Origin of the sequence: Starkeya nomas (assembly GCF_902703545.1) — a bacterium.
Taxonomy (GTDB): Bacteria; Pseudomonadota; Alphaproteobacteria; order Rhizobiales; family Xanthobacteraceae; genus Ancylobacter; species Ancylobacter moscoviensis.
Window position 1 is genome coordinate 3,616,318 of record NZ_CACSAS010000001.1, and the last position, 26,423, is coordinate 3,642,740.

A 26,423-nucleotide genomic window follows, 5' to 3' on the forward strand; every position below is an offset into this window, starting at 1 on the left:
CCATTCATCGCGGAGAACAAACATGTACAACGTCACGTCCTTCATCTGCGCGGCGATTTCCGGCTGGCTGCTTGTCGCAGCGTCTCCCGCCCAGGCGCAGAATACGCCGGCTGCTCCTGCGGAGACCCGCATCATCGAGATCTACACCGACGCCGATGCAAAGGCGGTCCTCAATGCACGGCTCGCGGCCCTCAGGACCGTGCTCGAGCTGACGCCGGAGCAGGAAAAGCTGTGGTTGCCGGTAGAAGCCTCGATCCGCAAGATCGCCGCGGATTCGATGGCGCGCGGGAAGATGCGTTCGGAAGCGGAGGCGCCCGCCGATTTCCTCGCCGCGCTCGATCGGATCGGAGAAGCTGAGGTCGCCCGTGGTCAGGACCTGAGAAACTTCGTCACCGCCACACGCCCACTCGTCGCCGCGCTCAGCGACGAGCAGAAGCATCGGATGCCGGCATTCCTCGGCATGGTTGTCGATGCCCAGTCGCCGCTGGCGACGCGCTCGCTCTGGCTCTTCGAGGAAGAAGAACGCTGACTGCCAGCCTCGTGGAGTTCCGCGACACCCGCGGATGACATCTCACGAACAGCGCCAGCCTCCGGTGCGCCGTTGCGCATGGAGCGGCGCTGTTCTGCCACGTGGGCACGTCGTTCCTGCTGACCTGCTCACCTTCCGCCTATCATCCGTGCGCTGTTTCTCATTCTCATGCCCGCTCAAGCGGATGCCCGTGCTCCGTCCGCCAGCTAGGCTTTCCTGATCGGCCCCCTCCCCTTTCCGTGCCCGCGTCTCAGGTTGGAAAGATATTGCGGCGTTATATTGAGATATGCGGCGATCAGATGCTGGGGGATTTGTCGCCATTCGGCCGGGAGTTCGAGGCCGAGTTCCGCGTAGCGCTGCCGGGCGGATTTCGAACGAAGCGACATGTGGCGCTGCTGCTTTCGCGCGAACACCTCCTCCGTCATCCGCGTTGCCAGGCGCTCCCAGCCGGAATGACGCTCCACGGCCACATGCCGCAGGTGATAGGGCATTACCGTGACAATGCACGGTGTAACGGCCTCGAACACCACCTCGGAGGGAATACCCCTGGTCGCGCTGTCCAGCGCCAGGGCAACACTGCCCGCGAAGACGAAATCGAGGAGAATCTTCCGCCCTTCGGGCGACAGAGCGAAGACCTGCAGGATCCCCTCTTCCAGGAATCCGATTTCGTGATCTGCCTGCCCCATGGCGCAGAAGACGCCACCGCGCGGCAAGGTTCGCGGTTTGGCCTGGCCAAGAAGCCATTCGATCTCCTCCCGGGGTAGGTCTGCCCGCTGAAGGATGAAGTCGGGAAGCGAAGACATCGATGCACGGTCTCTGAAGGAAGGCTGCGAGCCTGAGCCTCTCTCCTTACCCCGCGGGAGATGACGGGCCGAGGGGCTCCGCATCGGTATGCTCCGGTTTTCCCGCCTTGCACGGCTTCGGTGCACGGCACCGCCGCGCGCTAGGGATTCACCGGCACGTCCTCAGCCGGTATGTCGGCCCCGTATCATGGCGAAGAGGCCGAAGGCGCCGCAGATGGCGGCCGCGAAGAAGGCGAGGCCGTGCCGCGACACCTCCATCGCCGCGCCGGCCGCCAGCGGCCCCAACAACGCGCCGAGCCCCCACATCAGGCCCATCGCCGCGTAGATGCCGATCAGCTCCGCACCTTGGAAGCGACTGCCCACGATGGTCAGCATGAGCGTGTAGACACCGACGAAGGCCCCGCCCCAGAGGAAAAGCAGGGCATAGGTCAGCACCTCGTTCCGGAGAGCCAGCGGCCAGACCAGCGCGCCGAGCGCTGCCAGCAGGGCCAGCGCGGCGACCAGCTTTATGCGGTCCATCTTGTCGCCAAGCCAGCCGATGGGCAGTTGCAGCAGGATCGCGCCGATCATCATGCACGACATCAGGCGGGTCGCCTCGGCCTCCGGCCAGCCGAGATGGACGGCGTAGATCGCGAGGAAGGACAGGCCCGCCGTCTCGATCGCGGCGTTGAGCACGGTGGCGGCGATGGCGACCGGCGCCATGCGCATGAAGCGGACCGGGCTGCCGGCCGCCGGCTCGTCGAAGACCGGGGCCTCGACCTTGGGCGAGGCGACGAAGGCCGCCGCCGCCAGCGCGACCGCGGCGCCGGCAAGATAGGGGGTGAAGCCGGAGGTGCCGATCACCGACAGGATCATCGGGCCGAGCGCGAACCCCACCGAGAGCGCCGCCGTATAGGCCGCCATTGAGCGCGCGCGCGTGGCCTCCGTGCTGAGGCTGTTGGTCCAGGCCTCGGACAGGACGAAGAGCACTTCCGAGGCCATGCCGAGGACGAGGCGGAGCAGGAACCACAGCCAGATGACCGGCATGGCGGGGAAGCTGGCCAGCACCGCCGAGGCGACCACCAGCGCCAGTATGACGAGGCGGCGAATACCGAAGACGGCGATGATGCGCGGCAGCAGCACGGCGGCGAAGAGCACCCCGACGGCATGCATCGCGGCATTGGCGCCGATGACCACCTCGCTCAGGCCGCGCTCGGCCAGGCTGAAGGCGATCAGCGCCGCGCTCAGACTGTAGGTGAGGCCGAACATGGTCGCGGTGGCGATGACGGCGCCGCGCGAATAGAGGTTGGCGACAGGGGTCTGGGATGCAATCTCGCTCACGCGGCAGCCTCGTCTTTTCCAGTCGCACCGGCGCGCAGCCGCCGTACAAAGCCGCTGAAGCGCCGGCTCCATGCGACTTCGCGCTTTTCGACGACCCGCGCCAGGGCATTTGCGTAGTCCAACACCAACCCCGGCGTCCATGTCGCGGAGTGGGCGCGGGTGCGGATCATCGATGCCACCCAGATATCCGGATTGCCCAGCAGGCCGACGAGGCGCAGCCATGGAAAGCGGGTCGTCAGCGAGCCTTCGAGCGCCGCGTCCAGCGCATGGGCGACCACGACGGAGCAATTGCGGTTGGTCAGGTTGTAGGTGTCATCCTGCCGGTAGCCGACCCAGAAACTGCGCAAGCGCATCGGGTTGAAGTTGCGGAACTCGACATGTGCGTCGGCCGGGCACCACCAGTCGGATTCATAGGCGTAGGACGGCTGGAAACGACCCTTGAGGTCGTTCTCGATGGTGCCGCGCAGCGCGGCGATGAAATCGCGGCCCGACCGCTCCAGCTCGGTCGCCGGATAGTGGCTGATATAGAGATCGGGCGGCATCTCCAGCGCCGAATGGCCGGTCGAGATCACGCCGCTGCCGTCGACCGCGGCGATGTAGCGGTCGACCAGCAGCCGGCGCTCCGGCTCGCTGGCGGAGCCGACCGGGGTCCAGACATGCACGATCATCGGGTGCTCGGCGGCGACCTCCTCGCCGGTCTCGATCAGCACGGGCGCATTGTCGTACCAGCCGCGCCCGGTGAAGATCGGCAGGTTGAGGATCGCAACCTCGCTTTCGAGCGTGCGGAACATGAAGCCGACGCGCACCAGCAGCCACCCGGTCAGGGCTACGAGAAGGCTGATGCAGAAGGCGACGCTCCGGTTATGCGGCAGCGGCCACTCGGCGAAGATCAGGACGGCGATGACGATCTCGGCGGCGCCGCACAACGCCATCGCGCGCCAGCCGGGAAAGCGCACCACAAGCGCGGTGGCCAGACGCACCGTCCCATCGACCGCGAAGGCGATGGCGAACAGGACGCCGAGCGCGATGTGCGTATCGATCGGCCAGTCGAGGATGAGCGCGCCGATGACGATGAGGCCGACAGCACGGATCAGCGGGAAATAGCGCCGGTTCCTCCGGTCCTGCACCAGAAAGGCCGACAGGCTCGCCGCGCCGTTCGCGACGAAGAAGAAACCAATGGCCTGCCCGACCGTCAGGAGCACGCTGTCGGTGGCGTAGAGGGACAGGTAGGCGGCGGCCAGAATGAGCGCGCCGCCGAGCATGCTCAGGACATACCATCTCGACTTGAAGGCCTTGGAGCCGATCAGCAGGAAGGCCAGCTTGAGCATCATGCACTCGGAACGTCGGGACCGGCGCCGACGATGGCGACCGGCAACCCCGACTGCATGGCAGCGTTTCTGAAAACTGGCAAATACAGCTTCGGGTTCTGAACGCCTTTTTCTTCGAAATCGATGCCGGATGCTTCCGTGCGGCCCGGCTCCATGGCGCGGCGCATGGCGACGCGGCGCCGGTACGGCATGCCACCTGGAACCGGCAATGGCCCCGGCGCCAGAACCGTTGCCGGCCGCGCCGAGGACCGCGCTCAAATCGATACTGATAAATTAGTACTAATTTGATACGAATTTTATATCTTGCAAGACCGATTCCCGTTCACCCGCCGATCGGCGCACCGGCGCCGTCATTCCAGAAGGGCGCTGCCGTGCCGCCGACACTCCCCTCGTCGTCCCCGCCCGCTCCGTCCGCCTCCCCCTCCGTCCACAGGCCTCAGCGGATTCTCGGCGGCATACCCGACGAATGGGGTCCGAAATTCGAGCATGACGGCGGGGCGGCGACGCGCACCCACACGGGGCCGAACGCCATCCGGTTCACCGCGCCGGCGCATATGGCGCTGGTCCTGCTGACGCCCCAGCCCGGGCGCCAGATCGCCCTCAACAGCGACCGGAAGATCACCGGCTTCGCCCCCGTCGGCTCTCTGGAGATCATTCCCGCCGACAGCGACATCTTCGCGCGCTGGAAGACCGAGAAGCAGAACGTGCTGGTCGCGGCCGATTCCAGCCGCCTCGCGCGTCTCGCCGGCCTCGAATTCGACAAGGACAGTTTCGAGCTTCGCCCTCCGCGCCTCGGCTTCGTGGACGACATGGCCCACATGATGGCGCTGCGCATACGCCGCGAGGTGGAGAATTTCGAGCTGGGCTGCGAGGAGACCCTCGACGCGCTGGTCACGCTGTTCGCAACACATCTGCTGCGCAACTACTCATCCCTGTCGAAGGCGCCCCCACGCATACGGAGCGCCGGACTGACCTACGCCGCGTGGTCGAAGGTGAACGAGTTCATACAGGCCCATATCGGCCGCACGCTGACGCTCGAGGAACTCGCCGCGATCGCGAACCTGTCGCCCAGCCATTTCTCGCGGGCCTTCCGGCAGACCACCGGCCAGTCGCCCTACCAGTACGTGATCTCATCCCGGCTCGTGCAGGCGCGGGACCTCATCGTGAATACCGACACGCCGCTCAACGTCGTCGCCAGCGCGGTCGGCTTCACCAGCCATAGCCATATGGGCATGGTGATGCGGCGGGCATGGGGAATGACGCCCTCCGAATGCCGACAGGAGCGCTAGCCTCCACCGGCAGGCGACACGGTATTGGGAGACCGGAAGATAGCCTCCGGTCTCCCGACACCTCACTTGTTCACGTCGGTCCAGATGCGGGTATAGAGCTCAGCGACGTCCGGCGGGCAGGCGACGAGGAACTCGCCGGCCTTCTCATACTGCGCCGGCACCACCAGCTCGGGAGCGCCCTTCATCTCCGCCGGCAGGAACTGGTCCGAGCCCTTGACGCCGTTGGCGTATTTCGCGAAGGTCGAGATCAGCGCCGCGTTCTCGGGTTCCATGATGAAGTTCATGAACAGCTTGGCGTTCTCGACGTTCTTCGCGTCCTTGAGGATGGTCACGCTGTCCATGAAGACCGGATAGCCCTCCTTCGGATAGCCGAAGGCGATGTCCGGATTCTTCAGCCGCGCGCGCATGATCGCGCCGTTCCAGTAATAGACGCCGGCATAATCGCCGGAGGGCAGCTTCTCGGTGACGGAATAATCCATGGCGAGCCATTTCGGCTTGGCCTCGAGCAGCTTGTCGCGCACCTTCTTCAGCACCTCCCGGTCCGCGGTGCACCAGTCGCCGCCGAAATATTTGATGGTGGCGAACAGGACGTCGTTCATCTCCGGCTCGACATTGATCTTGCCGACCAGCTCCTTGGGCGGATCGAGGAAGATCGCCGAGGTGTTGATGTCCCCACCAAAGACCTTCTTGTTGACGCCGATGCCGCTCACGCCCCACTGCCACGGCACCGAATAGCGGCGGCCCGGGTCCCACGGTACGTTCACCCAGCGCTCGTCGACGTTCTTGAAGTTCTCCATCTGGTCGGGCCGCGCTTCCAGCAGCAGGCCCTCCTTGATCCAGATCGGCATGTAGTTGGCCGAGGGCACCACGATGTCGAAGCCGTGCCCGCCGGCACGCACCTTGGCGAGCGCGGTGTCGTTGGAATCGTAGTCGGTGACGGTGACCTTGACCTTGTACTTGTCCTCGAACTTCTTGATCAGCTCGGGATTCGTGTAGTCGCCCCAGTTGTAGATGTTGAGCGCGCCCTCCGCCGCGGCGCTGCCGACGAAGCCCATGAGGGCGATGGCCGCTCCGGCGGCCGCGGTCTTCCAGTGCATGGTCCCACTCCGTTGATGATTGGCTCAGGCCTTCTTGCGGTTGATGACGAAGAACACGGTCACGAGCAGCACCGAAAGCGCGAGGAACGCGGTCGCGATGGCGTTGACCTCCGGCGTCACCTCGCGGCGGATCTGCCCCAACATGTAGGTGGGCAGCGTGTCCTGCCCGCCGGATTTGACGAATTCCGTAATCACCACGTCATCGAGCGAGATGACGAAGGCCAGCATGAAGCCGGCGATGATGCCGGGGCGCAGCAGCGGCAGCGTCACCCGGCGGAAGGCCCTCCAGGGCGTGGCGTAGAGATCGGCGGCGGCGCGCTCCAGCGACGAGTCCATGCTCTCAAGCCGCGCCCGGATCGGCAGGTAGGCGAAGGGGATGCAGAACGCCGTATGGGCGAGGATCAGGTAGCCGAGGCCGGAATAGCCGGTCCACACCTTGATGCGCGAGAACACGATCAGCAGCGCCACCGCGGTGACGATCTCCGGCACCATCAGGGGCTGGTTGATGAAGGCGTATTTGAAGCCCAGCCCCCGATAGGGAGGCGTGCGGGTCGTGGCGATGGCCGCCATGGTCGCGGCGACGGTGGCCACCGTGGCCGCGCTGGTGGCGATGACGAAGGAACGCCATGCCGCGTCCTGCACCGCTGCGTTGCGCGACGCCTCGACGAACCAGCGCAGGGACAGCCCGCCCCAGACGGTGACGGAATCGCTGGCGTTGAAGGCATAGGTGACCAGCGTGGCGATTGGCAGATAGAGCACCGCGAAGGTGAACAGCGCGATGGCGACGAAGCCCGGCTGGCGGCGGATGTCGAAATGCGGCCGGCTAGCCATGCTGCGCCCCCGAACGCGCCGCGTTGCGCACGTAGAACAGCAGCGCAACCATCACGATCGCCATCAGCGCGATGGAGAGCGCCGCTCCCAGCGGCCAGTTGCGACCGGCGCCGAACTGCAGCTCGATGAGGTTGCCGAGCATCAGGTTCTTGCCGCCGCCGAGCACGCGCGGAATGACATAGGCGCCGAGCGAGGGAATGAAGACGAGGATCGAGCCCGCGACGATGCCCGGCTTCACCAGCGGGATGATGATGCGCCGGAGCACGGCAAGGCGGCTCGCATAGAGATCGTAGCCTGCCTCGACGAGCCGGAAATCCAGCTTCTCCATGCTGGCATAGAGCGGCAGTACCATCAGCGGCAGATAGACATAGACCATGCCGAACAGGATGGCCCAGTCGGTGTACATGATCTGCAGGGGCTGATCGATGATGCCGGTGGCGCGCAGCAGCGAGTTGAGGATGCCCTCGTTGCGGATGACCTGCTGCATCGCGAAGGCGCGGATGAGCAGGTTGGTCCAGAACGGGATGGTGACGAGGAAAACCCAGACCTCGCGCGTGTGGCGGGGCCTCGTCGCGATGAAGTAGGCAGTGGGGAACCCCAGCACGAGCGTCGCGAGGGTGGTGATCACGGACAGCCGGAGCGAGCGCCAGATGATCGACAGATGCGCGTCGGCGAACGTCACCGTGTCGTCGAAGATGTCGCGCTGGAAGAAGACCGAGAACCAGCCGTCCAGCGAATACTGACCCGGCTTCACGTCGCCATAGTCGCCCTTCACCATGAAGGAGTAGGCGAGCATCACGAACAGCGGGCCGATGGCCGCGACGAAGATGATGACGAGCGCCGGCGCCGACAGCAGCCAGCGCCCGCGTATCTGCTTCCGCTCCGCCTGCCTGGCCGTCTCCTCGGCGCTCGCCATGGTCAGTCCCTCAGGACCTGCGCCGCGTCCGGGGCGATCTCGATCCCGGCGCGGTCGCCGACCTCGAAGCCGCAGGACTGCGTCCGGCTGTTCTGCTGGCGCACCATGAAGAGCTCGCCGCCCGCGAGCTTGATGTGGATATGCGTGTCGGTGCCGAAATAGACCACGTTCTCCACGATGCCGGTGAGCTGCCCGCCGGCCGGCACCGCCCGCGCGTGCTCCGGCCGCACGACGATGGTGGCCTCGCTTTTCGGAACCAGCCCCTCGGCGATGGTGGCCGGGATCTCGGCTCCGGAGCTCAGCCGCACCGTCGCGACGCCCTGCTCGATGCCCAGCACGGAGGCGGTAATGAAATTCGTCTCGCCGATGAAGTCGGCGACAAAGCGGTCCGCCGGCTTGTCGTAGATGTCCCAGGGGGTGCCGATCTGCAGCACCCGGCCCTTCGACATCACCGCGATGCGGTCCGACATGGTGAGCGCTTCCTCCTGGTCGTGCGTGACGAAGACGAAGGTGATGCCGGTCTCGCTCTGCATCCGCTTCAGCTCGATCTGCATCTCCTTGCGCAGCTTGTAGTCGAGCGCGGAGAGCGGTTCGTCGAGCAGCAGGACCTTGGGCGCGGGCGCCAGCGCCCGGGCGAGCGCGACGCGCTGGGCCTGGCCTCCGGAAATCTGGTCGGTGCGCCGCCGCGCCAGCTCCTCCAGACGCACCAGCTTGAGCATCTCGGCGACGCGCGCGGCGATCTCCGCCCGGGGCCGCCCCAGCATTTCGAGGCCGAAGGCGACATTCTCCCAGACGGTCAGATGGGGAAAGAGCGCGTAGCTCTGGAACACGGTGTTGATGGGCCGCTTGAAGGGCGGCAGGCCGGCGATGTCCTCGCCGTAGAGCAGGATCGCTCCCTCGGTGGGGAATTCGAACCCGGCGATCATGCGCAGCAGGGTGGTCTTGCCGCAGCCGGACGGCCCGAGCAGCGTGAAGAACTCGTTCTCGCGGATGGCGACCGAAACGTCGTCGAGCGCGCGTAGCGCGCCTGCTCCTTCCCCGAACTGCTTGACGATACCCCTTGCCTCGATGGCGACGCGCTTATCCTGTGCCGCGGCAGGCTCCGGCATCATGCACCCGTCCGATCTGTCTTCATCCTCTGGAAGACACGGGGAAGTCCCGTGCTTCGCATTATTATTTGGATCAGCCTAGGTGACGGGTTGGCTTCCGACAAGGCGCCTCGGTAAGAATGTGATCAAATTTTGGGACAGTCCAAATTTTAGGAGCCGTCATGCCGAGTGCCGACCTTCTCATCGAGAACGCCCGCATCCTCACGATGGATCCGGAGCGTCCTTTCGCCGAGGCGATCGCCTTGAAGGACGGCACCGTTCTGGCAGTCGGCAGCCGTACCGAGGTGGCGGAGGCCGCCCCCTCGGCGAGCCGCCGCATCGACGCCGGCGGCGCCTCCGTCCTGCCCGGCTTCATCGACAGCCACATCCATCTCTTCACCGGTGGTGCGCAGCTCGACAGCCTGTCGCTCGCCGGCTTCACCGGCTTCGACCGCATCGCCGCGGCGATCCGCGCGCGCGCCGCCTCGGACGCTTCGACGGTGCTGATCGCCGAGCAGGCGGCCTATTCGATGTTCGGCGATGACGAGCCGATCACCCGCCAGCTCCTCGACCGCGTTCTGCCCGACCGGCCGCTGGCGCTGTTCGCCAGCGATCACCACACCATGTGGGCGAACACGGCCGCGCTTCGGGCCGCCGGCATCCTGCGCGGCCGGGACGTGCCTCCGGGCAACGAGATCGTCATGGGCGAGGATGGCCTCGCCACCGGCGAGCTGCGCGAATTCGAGGCGATGGCGCCGGTCTCCGCCCTGACCCCGACCGGCGGACGCGAGATGCTGGGCCTCGCCGGCCACGAGCCGAAGACCGCACCCACCGCCGCCCAGCGCGCCATCGACACGGCGATCATCAAGCAGGGGCTCGCCTATTGTGCCTCGCTGGGCATCACCAGCTTCCACAACATGGACGGCAATTTCTACCAGCTCGAACTGCTCGGCGAAATCGAGCGGGCGGGCGAATTGATCGTGCGCGGCCGGGTGCCGTTCCGCTTCACGCCGGGCATGGCCCTGTCGGAGCTGGAGAAGGCGGTGGAGATGCGCCGGCGCTGGAACTCCGACCGGCTGAGGGCCGACTTCGTGAAGATCTTCATGGACGGGGTGGTCGAATCGACCACGGCCCACATGTTCGAGGACTACGACACGGCGCCAGGCGTGCGCGGCTTCTCCTATTTCGAGCCGGAGGAGTTCGACGCCATCTGCACGCAGATCGACCGCCTGGGCTTCCAGATCGCCGTCCACGCCATCGGCGATGCCGCCGTCAACCGCACGCTCAACGGCTACGAAGCGGCGCAGCGCGCCAATGGCCGCCGCGACAGCCGCCACCGCATCGAGCATATCGAGGTGCTGGCGCCGGCCGATCTCGGCCGCTTCGCCGCGCTCGGGGTGATCGCCTCGATGCAGCCGACCCATGCGCCGGGTGGTTACTACCCGCCCGAGCCGATCCTCTCCATGGTCGGGCGCGAGCGGATGCGGCTCGCCTACCCCTGGCAGACCATCCGCGACACCGGGGCGCGGCTGGTCTTCGCCAGCGACTGGCCGGTGGCGCCGCTCGACCCGCTGCTGGGCATCCGCACCGCCATGATGCGCGGCCCGGTGTTCGACGGCGCGCCCGACGAGCGCCAGAGCCTCGTCGATTCCATTGCCGGCTTCACCCGTGACGGTGCGTTCACCGAGTTCACCGAGGATCGCAAGGGCGTGCTCAAGCGCGGCGCGCTGGCGGATGTCGTCATCCTCGCCGGCGACATCGAGGCCCGGGAGCCGGGCGAGATCGACGCCATGAAGGTGGCCGCCACGATCTGCGGCGGCCAGCTCACCTATGAGCGCGGCGCCGCCTAGGACGCCTTGCACTCCCGCTCAGCGGGGCATGCTCACCGGCGGGCGGCGCTGGAACCACGGCGCCGCCTCCTCCAAGCGCGCGCACAGGCCGAGCAGCAGCTCGTCGCGGCCATAGGCGGCGGCGAGGTGAACGCCGACCGGCAGCCCGTCCGCCGTCCAATGCAGCGGCAGCGAGGCGGCCGGCTGGCCGGAAGCGTTGAAAGCGGCGGTGAAGGGCGAATAGGCGAACACCATGCCCGGCCCCATGCGGTAATCGACATAATCCTTGCCGACATGGTTGAAGCGTCCGAGCCTGGCCGGGGGCTCCGCCAGCGTCGCCGTCAGCAGCACGTCGCATTCCTCGAAGAACGCCGCCATCTCCCGCCCATAGGCGTGCACCTTGTTGATGGCTTCGAGATAGTCGGCGCCGCTGATGCTCCGCGCATAGGCGATGGCGGTCCGGGCGACGCTTTCGATCTCGTCGTCGGCCAGCGGCCGGCCGCGGCGGAGCACGGCGCTTTCCACCGAGAGCGCCGTGCCGCAGCCGACGATCTTCGTCCACGCCGCCATCATGCCGGAGGTGTCCGCGCGCGGCAGCCTTTCCTCGACGATGTGCCCCATGCCTTCCAGTAGCCGGGCGGTCGCCTCCACGGCGCTGCGGCATTCCGGATGGATCGCCTCGCCCGTCAGCGTCGTGGTGACGAAGGCAACGCGCAGGCGGCGGTCGCTGGGAGCGAGAGCCGCGGCGAACGAGGCCTCCAGCGGCGGCGCCACATAGGGCGCGCCGAGATCGGGGCCTTGCGTCGCGTCGAGCAGTACCGCCGTGTCGCGCACCGTCCGGGTGAGGAAGCCGTCGATCGCCATGCCGGCCCAGCCTTCGCCGACATAGGGCCCGTCCGGCAGCCGGGCGCGCGTGGCCTTGAAGCCGAACAGACCGCAGCTCGAGGCGGGAATGCGCACGGAGCCGCCGCCGTCCGAACCGTGGGCGACCGGCACGATGCCGGCGGCGACCGCCGCGGCGGCACCACCCGAGGAGCCGCCCGGCGTATGCTCCAGATTCCACGGGTTGCGCGTCGGCCCGCCATAGACGGCCGCTTCCGTCGTCGGCCCGACGCCGCCTTCCGGCGAGGTGGTCCGCCCGAAGGTGACGAGCCCGGCGGCGCGCAGGCGCGCATAGATCGACGAATCCTTGCCGTATCGCGTCTCGGCGAAGAGCCGCGAGCCGTTATTGCCCGGAAAATCGATGGCCTCGGCGCCGAGATCCTTGAGCAGGAAGGGCACACCCTTGAGCGGGCCGTCCGGCAGCCCTTCCTCGATCATGCGGCGGGCTACGCCCTCGCGCATCATCACCACGGCGTTCAGCCGTGGATTGAGGGCCTCGACGCGCCGCAGCGCCTCGTCCAGCAGCTCCGCCGGATGCACTTCCCCGCGCCGCACATGATCGGCCAGAGCGACGGCGTCGCTCGTCTCGTAAAGCTCGCTGACATCCATGAACCGACATTCCCCGGGCGACGACGGACCCCGCGCATACCTGCACCGGCGCGCGCGCTTTGGGAACGGCTATTCGAAGACGGACGTCCGCGATCGCGTCCCACCGGGGGTGTCGCGGATCGCCACCGCAAGCGGAAAAGGGGCACGCGGCAAGCCGCCGCGTGCCCTCTCCGTCGTTCCGGGACGTCGCCGCGCGGGTGGCGAGCGCCCCGGCATGACACGCGTCAGGCGACGCCGAGCTTGCGTTCGAGCTGCTTGAGGCTCGCCTCGCAGCGCCCGGCGATCTCGTCGACCTCGGCCTCGTTGACGATCAGCGGCGGCGAGAAGCCCAGCACGTCGCCCATGCAGCGGGCGATGAGGCCGTTTTCATAGGCGATCTGGTCGAAGGCCGGCCCCGCCTGGAGGTGAGGATCGAGCGGCGCGCGGCTCTGCTTGTCCGCCACCAGCTCGATGCCGAGCATCAGGCCCGCGCCGCGCACCTGCCCGACGATCGGCGAGGCGGCACCGATGCGCTCGAAATGGCCGCGCAGGCGCGCGCCCATCGTGCGCACGTGTTCTACGATGCCCATCTCCTCGTAGATCTTGATGGCCTCCAGCGCGACCGCCACGCCGACGGGATGACCGGAATTGGTGAAGCCGTGGCCGAAATTGCCGCCGGCCTTGTTGAATTCCTTCACCGCCTCGTAGATCGCCGGCGCCACGACGACGGCGGAGATCGGGAAGTAGGAGGACGACAGACCCTTGGCGAGCGCCATCATGTCCGGGCTGGCGTCCACCGTCTCCTTGCCGAACCAGTTGCCGGTGCGGCCGAAACCGCAGACGATCTCGTCGTCGAGGAACAGGATGTCGTACTTCTTCAGCACCTGCTGGATGCGCGCGAAATAACCCTTCGGCGGCAGGATGATGCCGCCGCCGGCATTGATCGGCTCGGCGATGAAGGCGGCGATGGAATCGGGGCCCTCACGCAGGATCAGCTTCTCCAGCTCGGCGGCGAGACGCTCGACGAAGGCCGCCTCGTCCTCTCCCTCCAGCATGCCGCGATAGGGATCGGGGCAGATCGTGTGCAGGAAGCCCGGCAGCGGCAGTCCGAACTCCCGGTGCATGAAGCCGAGCCCGCACATGGAGGCGGCGGCGATGGTCGAGCCGTGGAAGGCCCGGTCGCGCGCGATCACCTTGCGCTTCGTCGGCCTGCCGCGAACCGTGTGGTAGACCCAGGCGAGCTTCACCATGGTCTCGTTGGCTTCCGAGCCCGAGGTGGCGAAATAGGCCTTGCCGCCTTCCATGCCGGTGAGCTCGACCAGCTTCTCCGCCAGCGTCGCCACCCCTTCCATCGTCCGCTGGAAGAAGGTGTGGTAGAAGCCGAGCTGGGCATATTGCCGGCCCGCCGCCGCCGCGAGGCGCTCGTTGGAGAAGCCGAGAGAGGCGCACCAGAGCCCGGCCATCGCGTCGATATAGGACTTGCCGGCTTCGTCGTAGATGCGCACCCCCTCGCCGCGCGCCACCACGAGCGGGCCGCGCTCCTCCATGAGCGTCGGGTTGGTCTGCGAATGAAGATGGTAGGCGATGTCCCGTGCCTCCACGGAGTTCGGCAGAACGGGCTTATTCATGACGCACCTTTTCAAATTGGCGCAGCGGCCCGGCGGCCGCCGCGGACTAAAGCCGCAGGCCGGTTTCCTGATCGAAGACCAGCATGTCGTCGGGTGAGATGGCGGCGCTCACGCGCTCGCCGGGCTGAAGCCGGCTGAAGCCGGGCAAGGTGGCGGTGAGCGAGCCCCCGTCCCAGTCGAGGACGACATGGCTCAGCGGACCGACCGGCTGCACCAGGCGAACCGAAGCGGAAAGATCCCCCGCTCCCAGCCGCACATGCTCCGGCCGGATACCGATCTCGACCTTCTGTCCCGGCCGGAAGCGCCCGTCGCCGGGCAACGGCAGGACCTGCGCGCCCAGCCGGACCGCGGGCCGGCCATCGGCCGCCTCGACCGTCCCCGGCATCAGCTCGATCTGCGGATTGCCGATGAAGGAGGCGACGTAGCGGGTCGCCGGGCGGGCGTAGATTTCCTCCGGGGTGCCGAACTGCTCCACCCGGCCGCGATTCATCACGGCGATGCGGTCGGAGATCGACATCGCCTCTTCCTGGTCGTGGGTCACGAACAGCGAGGTCACGCCGAGGCGCTGGTGAAGCTGCTTCACCTCGGCACGCATCTTCACGCGCAGCGCCGCGTCGAGGTTGGAGAACGGTTCGTCGAACAGGAAGATGCGCGGCTCGCGCACCAGAGCTCGGCCGATGGCCACGCGTTGCTGCTGGCCGCCGGAAAGCTGCGCCGGCAGGCGTTCGAGCACGTGGGAGAGTTCGAGCGAGGCGGCGATGGCCGTCACGCGCGTGGCGATCTCGGCGCGCTTCATGCCGCGCATGCGCAGCGTGAAGCCGATATTCTCGGCCACCGTCATGTGCGGATAGAGCGCGTAGTTCTGGAACACCATGGCGACGTCGCGCTCGACGGGGGAGAGCTCGTTGACCCGGCGCCCGGCCAGCAGGATGTCCCCGCTAGTGCTGTCTTCGAGGCCGGCGACCATGTTGAGCGTCGTCGTCTTGCCGCAGCCCGAAGGGCCCAGCAAGGTGACGAACTCGCCCGTCTCGATCGCCAGATCGACATCCCGGCAGACCTGCACGGTGCCGAAGGACTTGGCGACGCGGCGCAGTTCGATGGCCGGCGGAAGGCGTGGCGGCACGGATGTCATCCTTTCATCATCCCGTCGGCGAAGCCGCGAACGATCCAGTCGCGGAACACGACGGCCAGCACGATCACCGGCACGACGCTGATGAGGGCGGCCGCCATCATCTGGCCGAACACGGTCTGGTACTGGCCGGCGAAGGCGGCGATCACCAGGGGAACGGTCTGCGCCGACTGGCGCGTGAGGATCAGGGCGAAGAAGAACTCGTTCCACGCCTCGACGAAGGCGAAGACGGCGGCGGCACCGAGCGGCGGGATCGAGATGGGCAGCACGATGTGCCAGAAGGTGCGCAGCACCCCCGCGCCATCGATTGCGGCCGCCTTCTCCAGCCCGGCGGGAATGCCGAGGAAGAAACCGCGCAGGATCCAGATCACGATCGGCAGGTTGAAGGAGAGATAGACCACGCCGAGCGAGAACACGTTGTCGATCAGGCCTATGCGGCTGATGACGAGGAACAGCGGAATGGCGATGGCGATGCTCGGCAGCATCTGCGTCGCCAGCACGAGGAAAGCGATGGCATTGGCACGCTGCACCGACAGCCGGGCCAGTGCATAGGCGGCCGGCGCGCCGAGGGCGAGCGCCACGGCGGTCGAGAACAGCGCCACGATCAGCGAGTTCAGGATGCCCCGCCCGAGCGCCGCCGCCGAGGCGACGACGGTGACGAAATTGTCGAGCGTCAGGTTCGCCGGCGACAGGTCCGGCGGCCGGGCGATCAGCGCCTTCTGCTGGAGCAGGCTGGACAGGATCAGCCACACCACGGGAGCCGCCGACCAGACGACGAACAGGACCAGCCCGACGATGGTGACCAGCCGCAACCCCGCTCCGCCGCGGCGATAGAGGGCATAGCTCATCGCGCGGCTCCTTCCGCCGGCCGGACCAGCCGGATGTAGAGGATCGCCAGCAGCAGCGTCAGGACGAAGATGACGTTGGCGATGGCCGCGCCGTAGCCGATGTCGAGGAAGTTGAACGTGACCCGGTAGGCCAGGAAGTTCAGCAGCACCGTGGCGTCCGCCGGCCCGCCGCGCGTCAGCACGAAGACCAGATCGAACACGCGCAGCGACCAGATCGTCTGGAGCACCACCGCGATGGCGACGGCGCCGCGCATCGAGGGAAGGGTGACATGCCGGAAGGCCTGGAGGCGGCTGGCGCCGTCCATATAGGCGGCACGGTAGAGGATGGAGGGCACGCGCTGGAGCCCGGCCAGCAGCAGCAGGGCGACGAAGGGCACGGACTTCCAGACGTCGACCAGCAGCAGGAAGTTCAGCGCCGAGAACGGCGAGCCGAGCCACACCTGATAATAGTCGATCAGCCCCAGCGACTGCAGGATGCCGTTCAACACGCCGTAATTGGCGTTGAGGATCCATTTCCACAGCACGGCGTTCGCCACCGGCGCGATAGCCCATGGCACGACCAGCAGGATGCGGAAGAAGCCCGGCCGGCCGAGCGGATGGTTGAGCAGGAGGGCGACGCCGAAGCCCAGCACGACGACCAGCACCACCTCGGCGACGGAGAAATAGAGCGTGTTGAGCGCCGCATGGCGAAAGGTCTCGTCCGCCAGCAGCCGCTGGAAATTGCCGAGCCCGATGAAGCTGCGCTGGATCTCGCCGGCGCTGAGCTGGACCCTCTGCAGGGCCAGCATCATGGATTCCAGGATGGGATAGCCGAGGATCGCCAGAAGGACGACGATCGCCGGCGCGACGAGGAACAGGCCGGCGGACCGCCGGCGCTGTTCAAAGGTGGCCTGGGACGCCATCGGACCGATCAGCCGCGGCGCTTCACGATCGCGGAGACGAGGTCGGAGGCGTCGGCAATGGCCTGAGCCGCCGTCTTCTGGCCCTGCAGCGCCTTCTGCACTTCCGTGCCGACGGCCTGGGTCACCTGGTTGAAGTCGGGCGTGACGAAGCTGTTGTAGGGGTGTTTCGCCTGTTCCAGCACCACGGCGGCATTGGGCAGCTTCTGCTGCACCTCCGGGTCCGCAAGCACGGAAAGGCGGATCGGCAGCCAGCCCGTGTCCAGCGCCTGGCGCTTCTGCACCTCGGCATCGAGGTAGAATTCAACGAGCTGGCGGGCGAGAGCCGGATTCTTGCTGGCCTTGCTGACCGTCCATGCGTCGGTGCCATCAATCGAGGCACTGCCGGCCGGCCCCGCCGGCAGGATGGCGCTGGCGAGCTTGCCGACGATCTGCGACTGCGCCGGATCCTGCGCCGCGTTCCACATGAAGGGCCAGTTCATCATCATCGAGGCGCGGCCCGCGAGCAGCACGTTGGTGGAGTCGTTGATGCTGGCATAGGAGATCGAGCCCGGATCGGTACCGGCGGCCATCAGGTCCATCATCATCTGCAGGGCGGCGACGCCGGCGTCACTCTTGAAGACGGGCATGCCGTCCTCGCCATACATCTTGCCGCCGGCCTGCTGGAGGAACGCCATCCAGTAGCTCGCCGTACCGCCGATGCCGGCGGGATCGCCGTAGTTCGCGACAAAGCCGAAGCGGCCGTTGCGCGTGAGCTCCTTGGTCGCCCGCTTGAACTCGTCCCAGTTCTTCGGCGCTTCGTTGAAGCCGACCTCGGCGAGGTGCTCCTTGTTGTAGAAGAGGGTCAGCAGGGAGAGGGTGAATATCGCTCCGTAGCGCTTGCCCTGCCAGGTCACGGTCTCGAAACTCGAGACGGGCAGGTCGTCGACGAGGGACTTGGGCAGTTCGTCGGCGAAAGGCGTCAGGAACGAGACGAATTCCGGCACCCAGCCGCACATGTAGATCACGTCCCATGGCGCCGATCCGGACGCGAAGGCGGTCGCCATGCGGTCGTGCAGCTGCGGCCAGGCCAGAAGGTCGTAGGTCACCGAGGCGCCGTGCGCCTTCTTCCACGCCTCGAACGCCGCTTCCGAGAACTTGGCCGCGCCCGGCGGCGCCGGGTCGGGCGGCAGCGGGCCGAAGACGGTGAGCGCTTCCTCAGCGGCGGCATGGGAGGAAAGGCCGAACGGCAAAGCGGCGGCGGCACCGGCCGCCGCAGCGGCCTGGAGCATGCCGCGGCGTGACATCTGGATGGACATGGATGGACCCCTTCTGGCTTTTGAACTACGCCTTGCCGCGCAGAGTGTGGGGTCACCCGTTCCCTGTCAATAATTAATCCGTCAAGATGACTTATTAATTTCCGAAAGGCCGACATGCTGCGCGCGACCAATGCGGTGAAGTCGAAGCTCGTCAATCAGTGGGTCGTCTTCGAAGCGATCCGCATCCACGGGCCGCTGCCGCGCATCGCCATCTCCGAGACCACCGGCCTGTCGAAGCAGGCGACGTCGGATCTGGTGGACGAACTCCTCGCGCTCGGTTTCGTGCGGGAGGAGAAGTCGGGAGAGCGGCGCGTCGGCAAGCCGCCGAAGCCCGTCGCCATCCATCCTGACGGTGCCTACACCATCGGCTTCCACGTCGATTTCGGCCGCGCCGCCGCCGTGGTCATGAATCTGGGCGGCGAGGTGCGCCATCGCGAGGCGCGACCGCTCAGCAGCGTCGATGCCGGGCGCGTGGCGCAGGACCTCGCCGGCCAAGTGCCTGCCCTTCTTGAGCAGGCCGGCATCGACACCAGCCGCTTTCTCGGCATCGGCCTCGCCACGCCCGGCCCCTTCGGCGTGCCCAGCATGAGCCCGCCGCGCCTGCCAGGCTGGGACGGGCTGATCCTGCGTCAGGCCCTGCGCGAGGCAACGGGGCTCCCGGTGGCACTGGCCAATGACGGGCAATGCGCGGTAACGGCCGAGTGGCGCTTCGGCACGGCGGCGCGCAAGCTCCGGCACTTCGTCTATCTCTATCTCGGCAACGGCCTCGGCTCCGGCATCATGACGAACGGCTCGGCCTTCGGCGGCGCCAACGGCAATGCCGGCGAGCTCGGCCACACCATCGCGGTGCCCGGAGGGCATAGCTGCATCTGCGGCAAGCATGGATGCCTGGAGACCTACGTCTCGGTGGATTCGCTGACGCGCTATCTCGGCGAGTGCGGCATCGAGATGCACGACATGCACCGGATCGAGAACGAACTCTCCGCCAGCCACCCGCTGGTGACGGCATGGCTCTCCGAAGCGACCGAACCGCTGCGGAGCGGCATCAATACGCTGGAGAACCTGTTCGATCCGCAAACCATCATGTTCGGCGGCGATGCGCCGGCATGGCTGATCGAGGCGCTCATCGAGCGGGTGGAGCCGCTCTACGACTCCATCTCGCTCACCAACCGACAGCTTCCCCGCCTCATGCGGGCCGATCTCGGCGCCGATGCGGTGGCGCGCGGCGCGGCGACGCTTCCCGTGCTCGCGATGCTGGATCCGCAATACCGCCATCTCGGCGACAGCGACGGCGAACTCGTCGGCGGGTGACGGCCCGGCGCCCGCCGACACCTTGAAGCGCTACCGTCCGCCCGGAAGCGCGAAGACGGTGAGCTGGCCGCCCAGCGCGGTGTAGCTGCCGAGCGCGGCATAGGCGTCCTTCGCGCCCGAGCCGGCATTGGGATCGGCGAGACCGGCGGCAAGCCCGATGCCGGCCCAGCCGCCGACGCCCGACAGCACGGCGACGTACTGCCTGCCGCGATGCTCGTAGGTCATGACGTTGCCGACGATGCCGGAGGGCGTCCGGAAGCGGTAGAGCTCTTTCCCGGTCCGGGCATCGACGGCCTTCAGATAGCCTTCCAGCGTACCGTAGAACACCACGCCGCCCGCCGTGGCGAGGGCGCCGGACCAGACCGAGAAGCGCTCCGGCACCTGCCAGACGACACGCCCCTTCACATTGTCCCAGGCAATGAACCGCCCCGTCCGCCCCTCGCCTCCGGGCGCCGGATACATGGTGAGCGTCGCGCCGACATAGGGTTGGCCGGCGGCGTAATCGACATGGAACGGCTCGTAGTCCATGCACAGCGCGCTGCCCGGCACGTAGAACAGGCCGGTTTGCGGCGAGAAGGCCCCCGGCTGCTGGTTCTTCGCCCCGATGGCGGCGGGGCAGATGCCGCTATAGGTCACATCCTCGCCCTCGGCCTCAGTGCCGTATTTTGGATCGAGGATCGGCCGCCCATAGGTCGGGCTTGTCTCGTCCATGTCGACGCCGGTCGCCCAGTTCACGCCGGGCTCGAACTTCTCCGCCACCAGCAGTTCGCCGGTCGCGCGGTCGAGCGTGTAGGCGAAGCCGTTGCGGTCGAAATGGGTGAGAAGCTTGCGCATGCGGCCGTCGACGGGCTGATCGGTCAGGATCATCTCGTTCACGCCGTCATAGTCCCACTGATCGTGCGGGGTCATCTGGTAGACCCAGCGCGCCATCCCGGTGTCGGCGTCGCGGGCGAAGATGGTCATCGCCCATTTGTTGTCGCCCGGGCGCTGGGAAGGGTTCCAGGTGCCGGGGTTGGCGCTGCCGTAATAGACGAGGTTCAGCGCCGGATCATAGGCGAACCACCCCCACGGCGCGCCGCCGCCGATCTTCCACTGGTCGCCCTCCCAGCTCTTCAACGAGGAATCCGGGCCGACCGGCTTGCCGAGTTCGGTGGTCTTCTGCGGATCGAGCAGTATCTCGGCGTCCGGGCCGGTGGAATAGGCACGCCAGGCCAGCGTGCCGTCGGCGATGTTGTAGGCGCTGATATGGCCGCGCGCACCGAACTCGGCGCCGGCGATGCCGACGATCAGCTTGTCCTTCACCGGCATCACCGTGGCGGTGTTGGTCTCGCCCTTCCTGGGATCGCCGTTCGCCACCTTCCAGCGCACCGCGCCGGTCTTCGCGTCGAGCGCGACGAGGGTCGTATCGGCCTGATGCAGGAACACCAGCCCCTGCGCATAGGCGAGGCCGCGATAGACCAGATCGCAGCACATGATGGCGGCGACGTCGCTGTCCTGCTGCGGCTCGTATTTCCACAGGATGCGCCCGTCATTGTCGAGGTCGAGCGCGTAGACCACGTTGGGAAAGGGCGTATGGACATACATCACGCCGTCGACGACCAGCGGGCTGCCCTCGTGGCCGCGCAGCACGCCGGTCGAGAAGGTCCAGGCCACCTGGAGCTGGCCGACATTGCCGGCGTTGATCCGGTCGAGGCGGGAATAACGGGTGTTGGCGTAATCGACGGTCTGCAGCACCTGCTGGGCGGGATCGGCGGTGCGCCGGAGCACATCATCATTCGCCACGGCGGATGTCGGGGCCATCACCGCCGAGGCAAGCGCCAGGACAAGGGCCATGCTTGGGAATATCGCTGTCCCGCTCGCCTTCATGCGCGTCTCCCCGGGCCCGACGGACAGGGCCGTCGCCGTGGATAGCACGCAAGGCCGGGGCGCAAGCAACAGGCGCGGCACCCGTCAGGTTGCCGCGCCCGCATCTTCATAACGACGGATAGGTCAGTTCGTCCCGCGCGTCTTGCGGATCTCGGCCTGCACCTCGTCCCAGAGCGGCTGGCCGACGCTGTCGATCACGGTCTTGGTCACCGGCGCCGCCTTCTCGCGCAGCTTGGCGACCTCTTCCGGCGGCATGACGGTGACGTCCATGCCATCGGCCTTGAGCTGGTCGAGCGCCTTCGCAGCCTCGGCGCGGGTGTCGGCGCGCTCGAAGTCGCGCGAGGCGACGGCCGCGTCGATGAGGATCTTCTGCTCGTCCGGCGAGAGCTTGTCCCACCACACCTTGCTCGCCGTCATGATCCACGGGCTGTACACATGGTTGGTGACGGTGAGGTACTTCTGAACCTCGTAGAACTTCGACGAGACGATGGTGGTGTACGGGTTCTCCTGTCCGTCCACCGCCTTGGTCTCCAGCGCGGTGAACAGCTCGGCGAAGGCGAGCGGCACGGCATTGGCGCCGGCGGCCTTGAAAGTGTCGATGAAGACGGGGTTCTGCATCACCCGCAGCTTCACGCCCTGCAGGTCCTCGGCCTTCTCGATCTTGTGCCGGCTGTTGGTCAGGTTGCGGAAGCCGTTCTCCCAATAGACGAGGCCGACGAGGCCCTTCTCCTGCAGCTTGTCGAGCAGCTTCTGCCCGACCGGGCCGTCGAGCACCGCGTCGGCTTCCTTCTCGTTGGCGAACATGAAGGGCACGTCCCAGATGGCGAACTCCTTCACCGTGCCGACCAGCGTCGCGGTGGAGCCGACCATCATCTCCTGCGCCCCGCCGATGAGCGCGTTCTGCATCTGCGGGTCGGGGCCGAGCGTGGCGGCGCCGAAGGTGCGCACCTTCAGCTTGCCGCCGGAGCGCTTGGCGACTTCCTCGGCGAAGAAGCGGGCGGCGCGGCCCTGATTGCTGTCCTCATTGAGGCCGTAACCGAAGCGGATCAGCCGGGGCTGGATGTTCTGCGCGTAGGCGTGGGCGCCGAACGACAGGGTGAGTGCCGCCGCGGCGGCGGTAAGCAGCCATTTCTTCATGCGTGTTTCCTCCTTGGCGTCGATATTGGCCGGCGCGGCCGCTGTCAGTGCAGCCAGCCCGCCGGCACGGTGATGATCTCCGGGAACACGACGAAGAGCCCGATCAGCGCCGTATAGGCGACGACATAGGGCCAGACGCCGCGAATAATGCCTTCCATGCTCACCCGGCCGACGCCACACACGACGTTGAGCACCGTGCCGACCGGCGGGGTGAGCAGCCCGACCGCGCCGACCATGACGAACATCACCCCGAAATAGACCGGGTCGATGCCGGCCTTGGTGATGAGCGGCACCAGCACCGGGCCGAGGATCAGGATGGTCGGGGTGAGGTCCATCGCGGTACCGACGAGGGTCAGCAGCACGACGATGGCGGCCATCAGCCATTTGGGATGGTCGAGCATCGGCTCGAGCAGGGAGATCACCTGCCCCGGCAGCTCCGCCAGCGTGATCATGTAGGCCGTGACCATCGCCGCCGCGACGAGGAACATCACCACCGCCGTCGTCTTGGCGGCGGAAACGAACAGCTGCGGAAGGTCGCGGAGGGAGATCTCGCGGTAGACGAACAAGCCGACAATAAGCGCATAGACGGCGGCGACCACCGCCGCCTCGGTCGGCGTGAACAGGCCGAACCGCATGCCGCCGATGATGATCACCGGCATGACCAGCGCCCAGATACCGTCCACCGCCGCCTTGAAGCGGACAGACCAGGGTTGGCGCGGCTGCACCGGCACATCCTCCTTGCGGGCGACGCGCATCCAGATCAGCACCAGCGTCACGCCCATCAGAAGGCCCGGCACGATGCCGGCCATGAACAGCTTGGTGATCGAGATGTTGGTGGCGACGCCGTAGATGATGAAGGACATGCTCGGCGGAATGATCGGCGCGATGATACCGCCCGCGGCGATGAGGCCCGAGGAACGTTCGAGATTGTAGCCGTTGTTGCGCATCATCGGGATGAGCAGCGCGGCGATGGCCGCGGTATCCGCGATGGCCGAGCCCGACAGGCTCGCCAGCACCACCGAGGTACCGATGGCCACATAGCCGAGCCCGCCCCGGATGTGGCCGAACAGGGTGACGGCGAGCGCCACGATACGCTTCGACAGGCCGCCGGCGTTCATCAGCTCGCCGGCCAGCAGGAAGAACGGCACCGCCATGAGCGGGAAATTGTCGGCCCCGCCCAGCATGTTCTGGGCGAGCAGCTGGGCGTCGAAGAAGTCGAGCTGGTACATCAGCGCGACGCCGGTCAGCATCAGCGCGAAGGCGATCGGCATGCCGATGGCCATCAGGCCCAGCAGCGAGCCGAGAAACAGGGCGATTGTCATGGCGCCTTCCCCGAGTGAGCCGTGCTGCCGCCGGCGGCGAATTCGCGCTCGAATTCCTTGATTTCCTCGGCATCCGCCGTCTCGCGCACCTGCACGAGCTCGGCGTCGGCCATCCGGCCGCTGAACAGCCGGACCAGATCCGCCAGGAACAGCGCCGCCATGGCCACCGAGGTGACGAGCCCGGCGGCGGCGAAGGCGGCCAGCGAGATGTCCGTGACCGGCATGCGGCTGTTGAGGCCGACGATCACCTGCTGCCAGCTCCCCTCGGCGAAGAGCCACAGGGCATAGAGGATGAGAAGGTTGCAGATGACGAGGCAGGCCTTCCGCCCGGCGCGCGGCAGGCGCTGCACCAGCATGTCGACGCCAACATGCGTGCGCTCGCGCACCGCGAGGATGGCGCCGAGGAAGATGAGCCAGACGAAGGCGAGGCGGGCGATCTCTTCCGAGGCAGCGACGCCCGTGCCGAAGAGATAGCGCCCGGCGGCATTGGCGAAGACCAGCACCACCATCACGAGGAGCATGGCCCCGATCAGCCATTCGATGGCGGTCTGGAGGCCGTTCGCGATACGTTTCATCGGGCACTCTCCTGGAGCTGGAGCCGGTCGAGCCGATCCTCGGCCTCGTCCAGGAGCGCCCCCGGCTCCATGTCGATGGGCAGGGTCACGGCGCGCTCGTCGGGCTGCGGGGGCTCCAGCGTCGCGAACTGGCTGTCGATGAGGCTGAGCGGCATGAAATGGCCGGCACGCGCCGCCATGCGCGCCTCGATCAGCGCGCGGTCGCCGGAAAGGTGCAGGAACATCACCCGCGGGCTGACGGCTGAGAGCTGGTCGCGATAGCTGCGCTTCAGCGCCGAGCAGGCGACGACGAGCCCGGCACCGGCGTGATCCGCTTCCGCGATCCGCTCGCCGATGGCGGCGAGCCAGTCATGGCGGTCGTCGTCGGTCAGGGGCTGGCCCTGCGACATGCGCTCGACATTGCCGGGCGGATGCAGGTCGTCGCCTTCGAGGAACGACCAGCCGTGACGGCCGGCCAGCGCCCGGCCGATGCTGGACTTGCCGCTGCCGCACACGCCCATCACCACGACGATAGGAGCAGTGATGGGGGCAATAGTGGACGCCGCGCCGTTCATGGCCGCGCGCGCACCGATAGGACAGCGCTAACAGACACCCGTCTTCCTCCCGATCATCCCCTTGATTCCAGCCCAGATTTGTCCGGACCAAGGAGCGGCAGATTCACTGCTCTTGTTATGAAGTCGAAAAATGTTAGCGCTATCAAATCGGCTTGTAAAGAACGCCGCTCCGGCCGGATCGCTCAGATGGCGCGGACCGGCGCCTTCTGCAACGGCGCCTGCGCGCTTCCCCGACGCATCGTACTGGCGCGCACCTGCAGCTCGACGCCGACATCGACAACGCGCTCGGCCGGGCGCCGGCCGGCGATGGCGGCGCGCGCCATCTGCACCGCCCGGCTGCCGATCTCGTAGCGCGGCGTGCGCACGCTGGTCAGCGCCGGCCAGGCGGCCGCCATCATCTCCAGATCGTTGAAGCCGGCGATGCCGATGGTATCCGGCACGGCGAGCGCGGCGCTCTGGCATTCGAACAGCGCGCCGAGCGCCAGATCGTCATTGATGCAGAACACCGCGTCGGTGTCCGGCATGCGGGCGAGCAGGTCGCGCAGCAGGTCGCGGCCGAGCGTCACGCTGGAAGGGGTCGGGGTAGCGGTGACGCGGTCGGGATCGTAGAGGCCGGCTTCCATCAGCGCCGCGCGGTAGCCCTCCAGACGGCGCTGGGTGCGCGGGTCCATGCGCGCGCCGAGGAAGCCGATGCGCCGGTAGCCGGCCTCCACCAGATGGCTGGTGACGAGATGGCCGGCCGCCCGGTGCGAGAAGCCCACCATCATGTCGATGGGATCCTCGCCCAGCTCCATGATCTGGACGACCGGGCAGCCGGCATTCTCAAGAAGCTCGCGGCTCCGCGCGGTCTGGTCGATGCCGGCGACAATGAGGGCCGCCGGCCGCTGGCTGAGGAAGGTGGCGAGCAGGCGCTCCTCCTCGATCGGGGAATAGCGGCTATTGCCGAGCTGCACCTGATGGCTGGTCTGCGCGAGGCCGTCATAGATGCCGCGCAGCACGTCGGCAAAGACGTTGTTGGTCAGCGACGGGATGATGACGCCGACGACATCGGTGCGGGCCGAGGCGAGCGCGCGGGCGTGTTGGTCCGGCACATAGTCGAGCGCGCGCACCGCCTCCTCGATCTGCTGGCGCAGCTGCGGCGATACCCGCTCGGGGTCGCGCAGGGCCCGCGAGACGGTGATCGAACTCACCCCTGCGCGCTTGGCAACATCCGCGATGGTCGGGCGCCCCCCGTTCCGTCTCCTGCGCATGCACGAATCCTCACAGCCTCACCCGGACATGATAGCGCTGCCATGCGCCGGATTGGAGAGGCGTGAACGAGGCGCACACAGGCGGATCGACCGGAACTCGGCAGGA

General features: G+C 67.2%; 24 protein-coding genes. 4 read left to right on the forward strand and 20 right to left on the reverse strand.

The window, feature by feature from the left end; translation table 11 throughout:
* The first annotated feature begins 22 nt into the window (after positions 1–22).
* On the forward strand, positions 23–529 hold the full coding sequence (locus tag STARVERO_RS17200; RefSeq protein ID WP_159600298.1) for a Spy/CpxP family protein refolding chaperone: 507 nt from the start codon (positions 23–25) through the stop codon (positions 527–529).
* 206 nt (positions 530–735) lie between these two features.
* Here the strand turns inward: STARVERO_RS17200 and STARVERO_RS17205 are convergent, their stop codons facing one another.
* From STARVERO_RS17205 to STARVERO_RS17220, 4 genes are all read right to left on the reverse strand, one after another.
* Complete coding sequence (locus STARVERO_RS17205) at positions 736–1,332, reverse strand: Crp/Fnr family transcriptional regulator (RefSeq protein ID WP_159600300.1); 597 nt, start codon at positions 1,330–1,332, stop codon at positions 736–738.
* A 162-nt stretch (positions 1,333–1,494) separates the two neighbouring features.
* Positions 1,495–2,580 (reverse strand): MFS transporter, encoded by a 1,086-nt coding sequence (locus tag STARVERO_RS17210; RefSeq protein WP_244616931.1) that lies wholly within the window; start codon positions 2,578–2,580, stop codon positions 1,495–1,497.
* Positions 2,581–2,648: 68 nt separating this feature from the next.
* Positions 2,649–3,983, reverse strand: a complete 1,335-nt coding sequence (locus STARVERO_RS17215; protein ID WP_244616803.1) for an HdeD family acid-resistance protein — start codon at positions 3,981–3,983, stop codon at positions 2,649–2,651.
* On the reverse strand, positions 3,980–4,171 hold the full coding sequence (locus STARVERO_RS17220) for a hypothetical protein (protein ID WP_159600304.1): 192 nt from the start codon (positions 4,169–4,171) through the stop codon (positions 3,980–3,982). The genes STARVERO_RS17215 and STARVERO_RS17220 overlap by 4 nt, the downstream gene beginning before the upstream one ends.
* Before the next feature lie 180 nt (positions 4,172–4,351).
* Here STARVERO_RS17220 and STARVERO_RS17225 point away from each other — a divergent pair, with 180 nt between their 5' ends.
* Positions 4,352–5,269, forward strand: a complete 918-nt coding sequence (locus tag STARVERO_RS17225; RefSeq protein WP_144341630.1) for a helix-turn-helix domain-containing protein — start codon at positions 4,352–4,354, stop codon at positions 5,267–5,269.
* A 62-nt stretch (positions 5,270–5,331) separates the two neighbouring features.
* Here the strand turns inward: STARVERO_RS17225 and STARVERO_RS17230 are convergent, their stop codons facing one another.
* Genes STARVERO_RS17230 through STARVERO_RS17245 form a run of 4 tightly spaced genes read right to left on the reverse strand, consistent with a single transcriptional unit; the run spans position 5,332 to position 9,222 of the window.
* A complete protein-coding gene (locus STARVERO_RS17230; RefSeq protein WP_159600306.1) occupies positions 5,332–6,366 on the reverse strand; it encodes an extracellular solute-binding protein in 1,035 nt (344 codons plus the stop codon).
* A 24-nt stretch (positions 6,367–6,390) separates the two neighbouring features.
* Complete coding sequence (locus STARVERO_RS17235) at positions 6,391–7,197, reverse strand: ABC transporter permease (RefSeq protein WP_159600308.1); 807 nt, start codon at positions 7,195–7,197, stop codon at positions 6,391–6,393.
* Positions 7,190–8,113 (reverse strand): ABC transporter permease, encoded by a 924-nt coding sequence (locus STARVERO_RS17240; RefSeq protein WP_159600310.1) that lies wholly within the window; start codon positions 8,111–8,113, stop codon positions 7,190–7,192. Before STARVERO_RS17240 ends, STARVERO_RS17235 begins: the two co-directional genes overlap by 8 nt.
* Before the next feature lie 2 nt (positions 8,114–8,115).
* Positions 8,116–9,222, reverse strand: a complete 1,107-nt coding sequence (locus STARVERO_RS17245) for an ABC transporter ATP-binding protein (RefSeq protein WP_159601860.1) — start codon at positions 9,220–9,222, stop codon at positions 8,116–8,118.
* A gap of 161 nt (positions 9,223–9,383) precedes the next feature.
* Here STARVERO_RS17245 and STARVERO_RS17250 point away from each other — a divergent pair, with 161 nt between their 5' ends.
* The gene (locus tag STARVERO_RS17250) at positions 9,384–11,051 is read left to right on the forward strand and encodes an amidohydrolase (protein WP_159600312.1); all 1,668 of its coding nucleotides are present in this window, start codon (positions 9,384–9,386) and stop codon (positions 11,049–11,051) included.
* A gap of 18 nt (positions 11,052–11,069) precedes the next feature.
* Here STARVERO_RS17250 and STARVERO_RS17255 read toward each other — a convergent pair whose 3' ends face one another.
* The 6 genes from STARVERO_RS17255 to STARVERO_RS17280 all read right to left on the reverse strand — a co-directional run bounded on the left by STARVERO_RS17255 (position 11,070) and on the right by STARVERO_RS17280 (position 18,302).
* Positions 11,070–12,521 carry an amidase gene (locus STARVERO_RS17255; RefSeq protein WP_159600314.1) on the reverse strand — a complete coding sequence of 484 codons (1,452 nt, stop codon included), beginning with the start codon at positions 12,519–12,521 and terminating at the stop codon, positions 11,070–11,072.
* Between the two features lie 224 nt (positions 12,522–12,745).
* Complete coding sequence (locus tag STARVERO_RS17260) at positions 12,746–14,128, reverse strand: aminotransferase (RefSeq protein WP_159600316.1); 1,383 nt, start codon at positions 14,126–14,128, stop codon at positions 12,746–12,748.
* 46 nt (positions 14,129–14,174) lie between these two features.
* A complete protein-coding gene (locus STARVERO_RS17265) occupies positions 14,175–15,251 on the reverse strand; it encodes an ABC transporter ATP-binding protein (protein ID WP_280178132.1) in 1,077 nt (358 codons plus the stop codon).
* Between the two features lie 5 nt (positions 15,252–15,256).
* The gene (locus tag STARVERO_RS17270) at positions 15,257–16,105 is read right to left on the reverse strand and encodes a carbohydrate ABC transporter permease (RefSeq protein WP_159600318.1); all 849 of its coding nucleotides are present in this window, start codon (positions 16,103–16,105) and stop codon (positions 15,257–15,259) included.
* The gene (locus tag STARVERO_RS17275) at positions 16,102–17,007 is read right to left on the reverse strand and encodes a carbohydrate ABC transporter permease (protein ID WP_159600320.1); all 906 of its coding nucleotides are present in this window, start codon (positions 17,005–17,007) and stop codon (positions 16,102–16,104) included. The genes STARVERO_RS17270 and STARVERO_RS17275 overlap by 4 nt, the downstream gene beginning before the upstream one ends.
* Positions 17,008–17,015: 8 nt before the next feature.
* Entirely contained in the window at positions 17,016–18,302 is a 1,287-nt protein-coding gene (locus tag STARVERO_RS17280; RefSeq protein ID WP_159600322.1) for an extracellular solute-binding protein, read from the reverse strand.
* Positions 18,303–18,416: 114 nt separating this feature from the next.
* Here STARVERO_RS17280 and STARVERO_RS17285 point away from each other — a divergent pair, with 114 nt between their 5' ends.
* The gene (locus tag STARVERO_RS17285) at positions 18,417–19,613 is read left to right on the forward strand and encodes an ROK family transcriptional regulator (protein ID WP_159600324.1); all 1,197 of its coding nucleotides are present in this window, start codon (positions 18,417–18,419) and stop codon (positions 19,611–19,613) included.
* 30 nt (positions 19,614–19,643) lie between these two features.
* Here STARVERO_RS17285 and STARVERO_RS17290 read toward each other — a convergent pair whose 3' ends face one another.
* The 6 genes from STARVERO_RS17290 to gntR all read right to left on the reverse strand — a co-directional run bounded on the left by STARVERO_RS17290 (position 19,644) and on the right by gntR (position 26,317).
* Positions 19,644–21,446: a methanol/ethanol family PQQ-dependent dehydrogenase gene (locus STARVERO_RS17290; protein WP_159600326.1), complete on the reverse strand. Its 1,803-nt coding sequence runs from the start codon at positions 21,444–21,446 to the stop codon at positions 19,644–19,646.
* Between the two features lie 156 nt (positions 21,447–21,602).
* Positions 21,603–22,616 carry a TRAP transporter substrate-binding protein gene (locus STARVERO_RS17295; protein WP_144341618.1) on the reverse strand — a complete coding sequence of 338 codons (1,014 nt, stop codon included), beginning with the start codon at positions 22,614–22,616 and terminating at the stop codon, positions 21,603–21,605.
* Positions 22,617–22,660: 44 nt separating this feature from the next.
* The gene (locus STARVERO_RS17300; RefSeq protein ID WP_159600328.1) at positions 22,661–23,938 is read right to left on the reverse strand and encodes a TRAP transporter large permease; all 1,278 of its coding nucleotides are present in this window, start codon (positions 23,936–23,938) and stop codon (positions 22,661–22,663) included.
* On the reverse strand, positions 23,935–24,513 hold the full coding sequence (locus tag STARVERO_RS17305; RefSeq protein ID WP_200837851.1) for a TRAP transporter small permease: 579 nt from the start codon (positions 24,511–24,513) through the stop codon (positions 23,935–23,937). Before STARVERO_RS17305 ends, STARVERO_RS17300 begins: the two co-directional genes overlap by 4 nt.
* Positions 24,510–25,067 (reverse strand): gluconokinase, encoded by a 558-nt coding sequence (locus STARVERO_RS17310; RefSeq protein ID WP_159600330.1) that lies wholly within the window; start codon positions 25,065–25,067, stop codon positions 24,510–24,512. The genes STARVERO_RS17305 and STARVERO_RS17310 overlap by 4 nt, the downstream gene beginning before the upstream one ends.
* A gap of 182 nt (positions 25,068–25,249) precedes the next feature.
* Entirely contained in the window at positions 25,250–26,317 is a 1,068-nt protein-coding gene (gene gntR, locus STARVERO_RS17315) for an HTH-type transcriptional regulator GntR (RefSeq protein ID WP_159600332.1), read from the reverse strand.
* Positions 26,318–26,423: the final 106 nt, after the last annotated feature.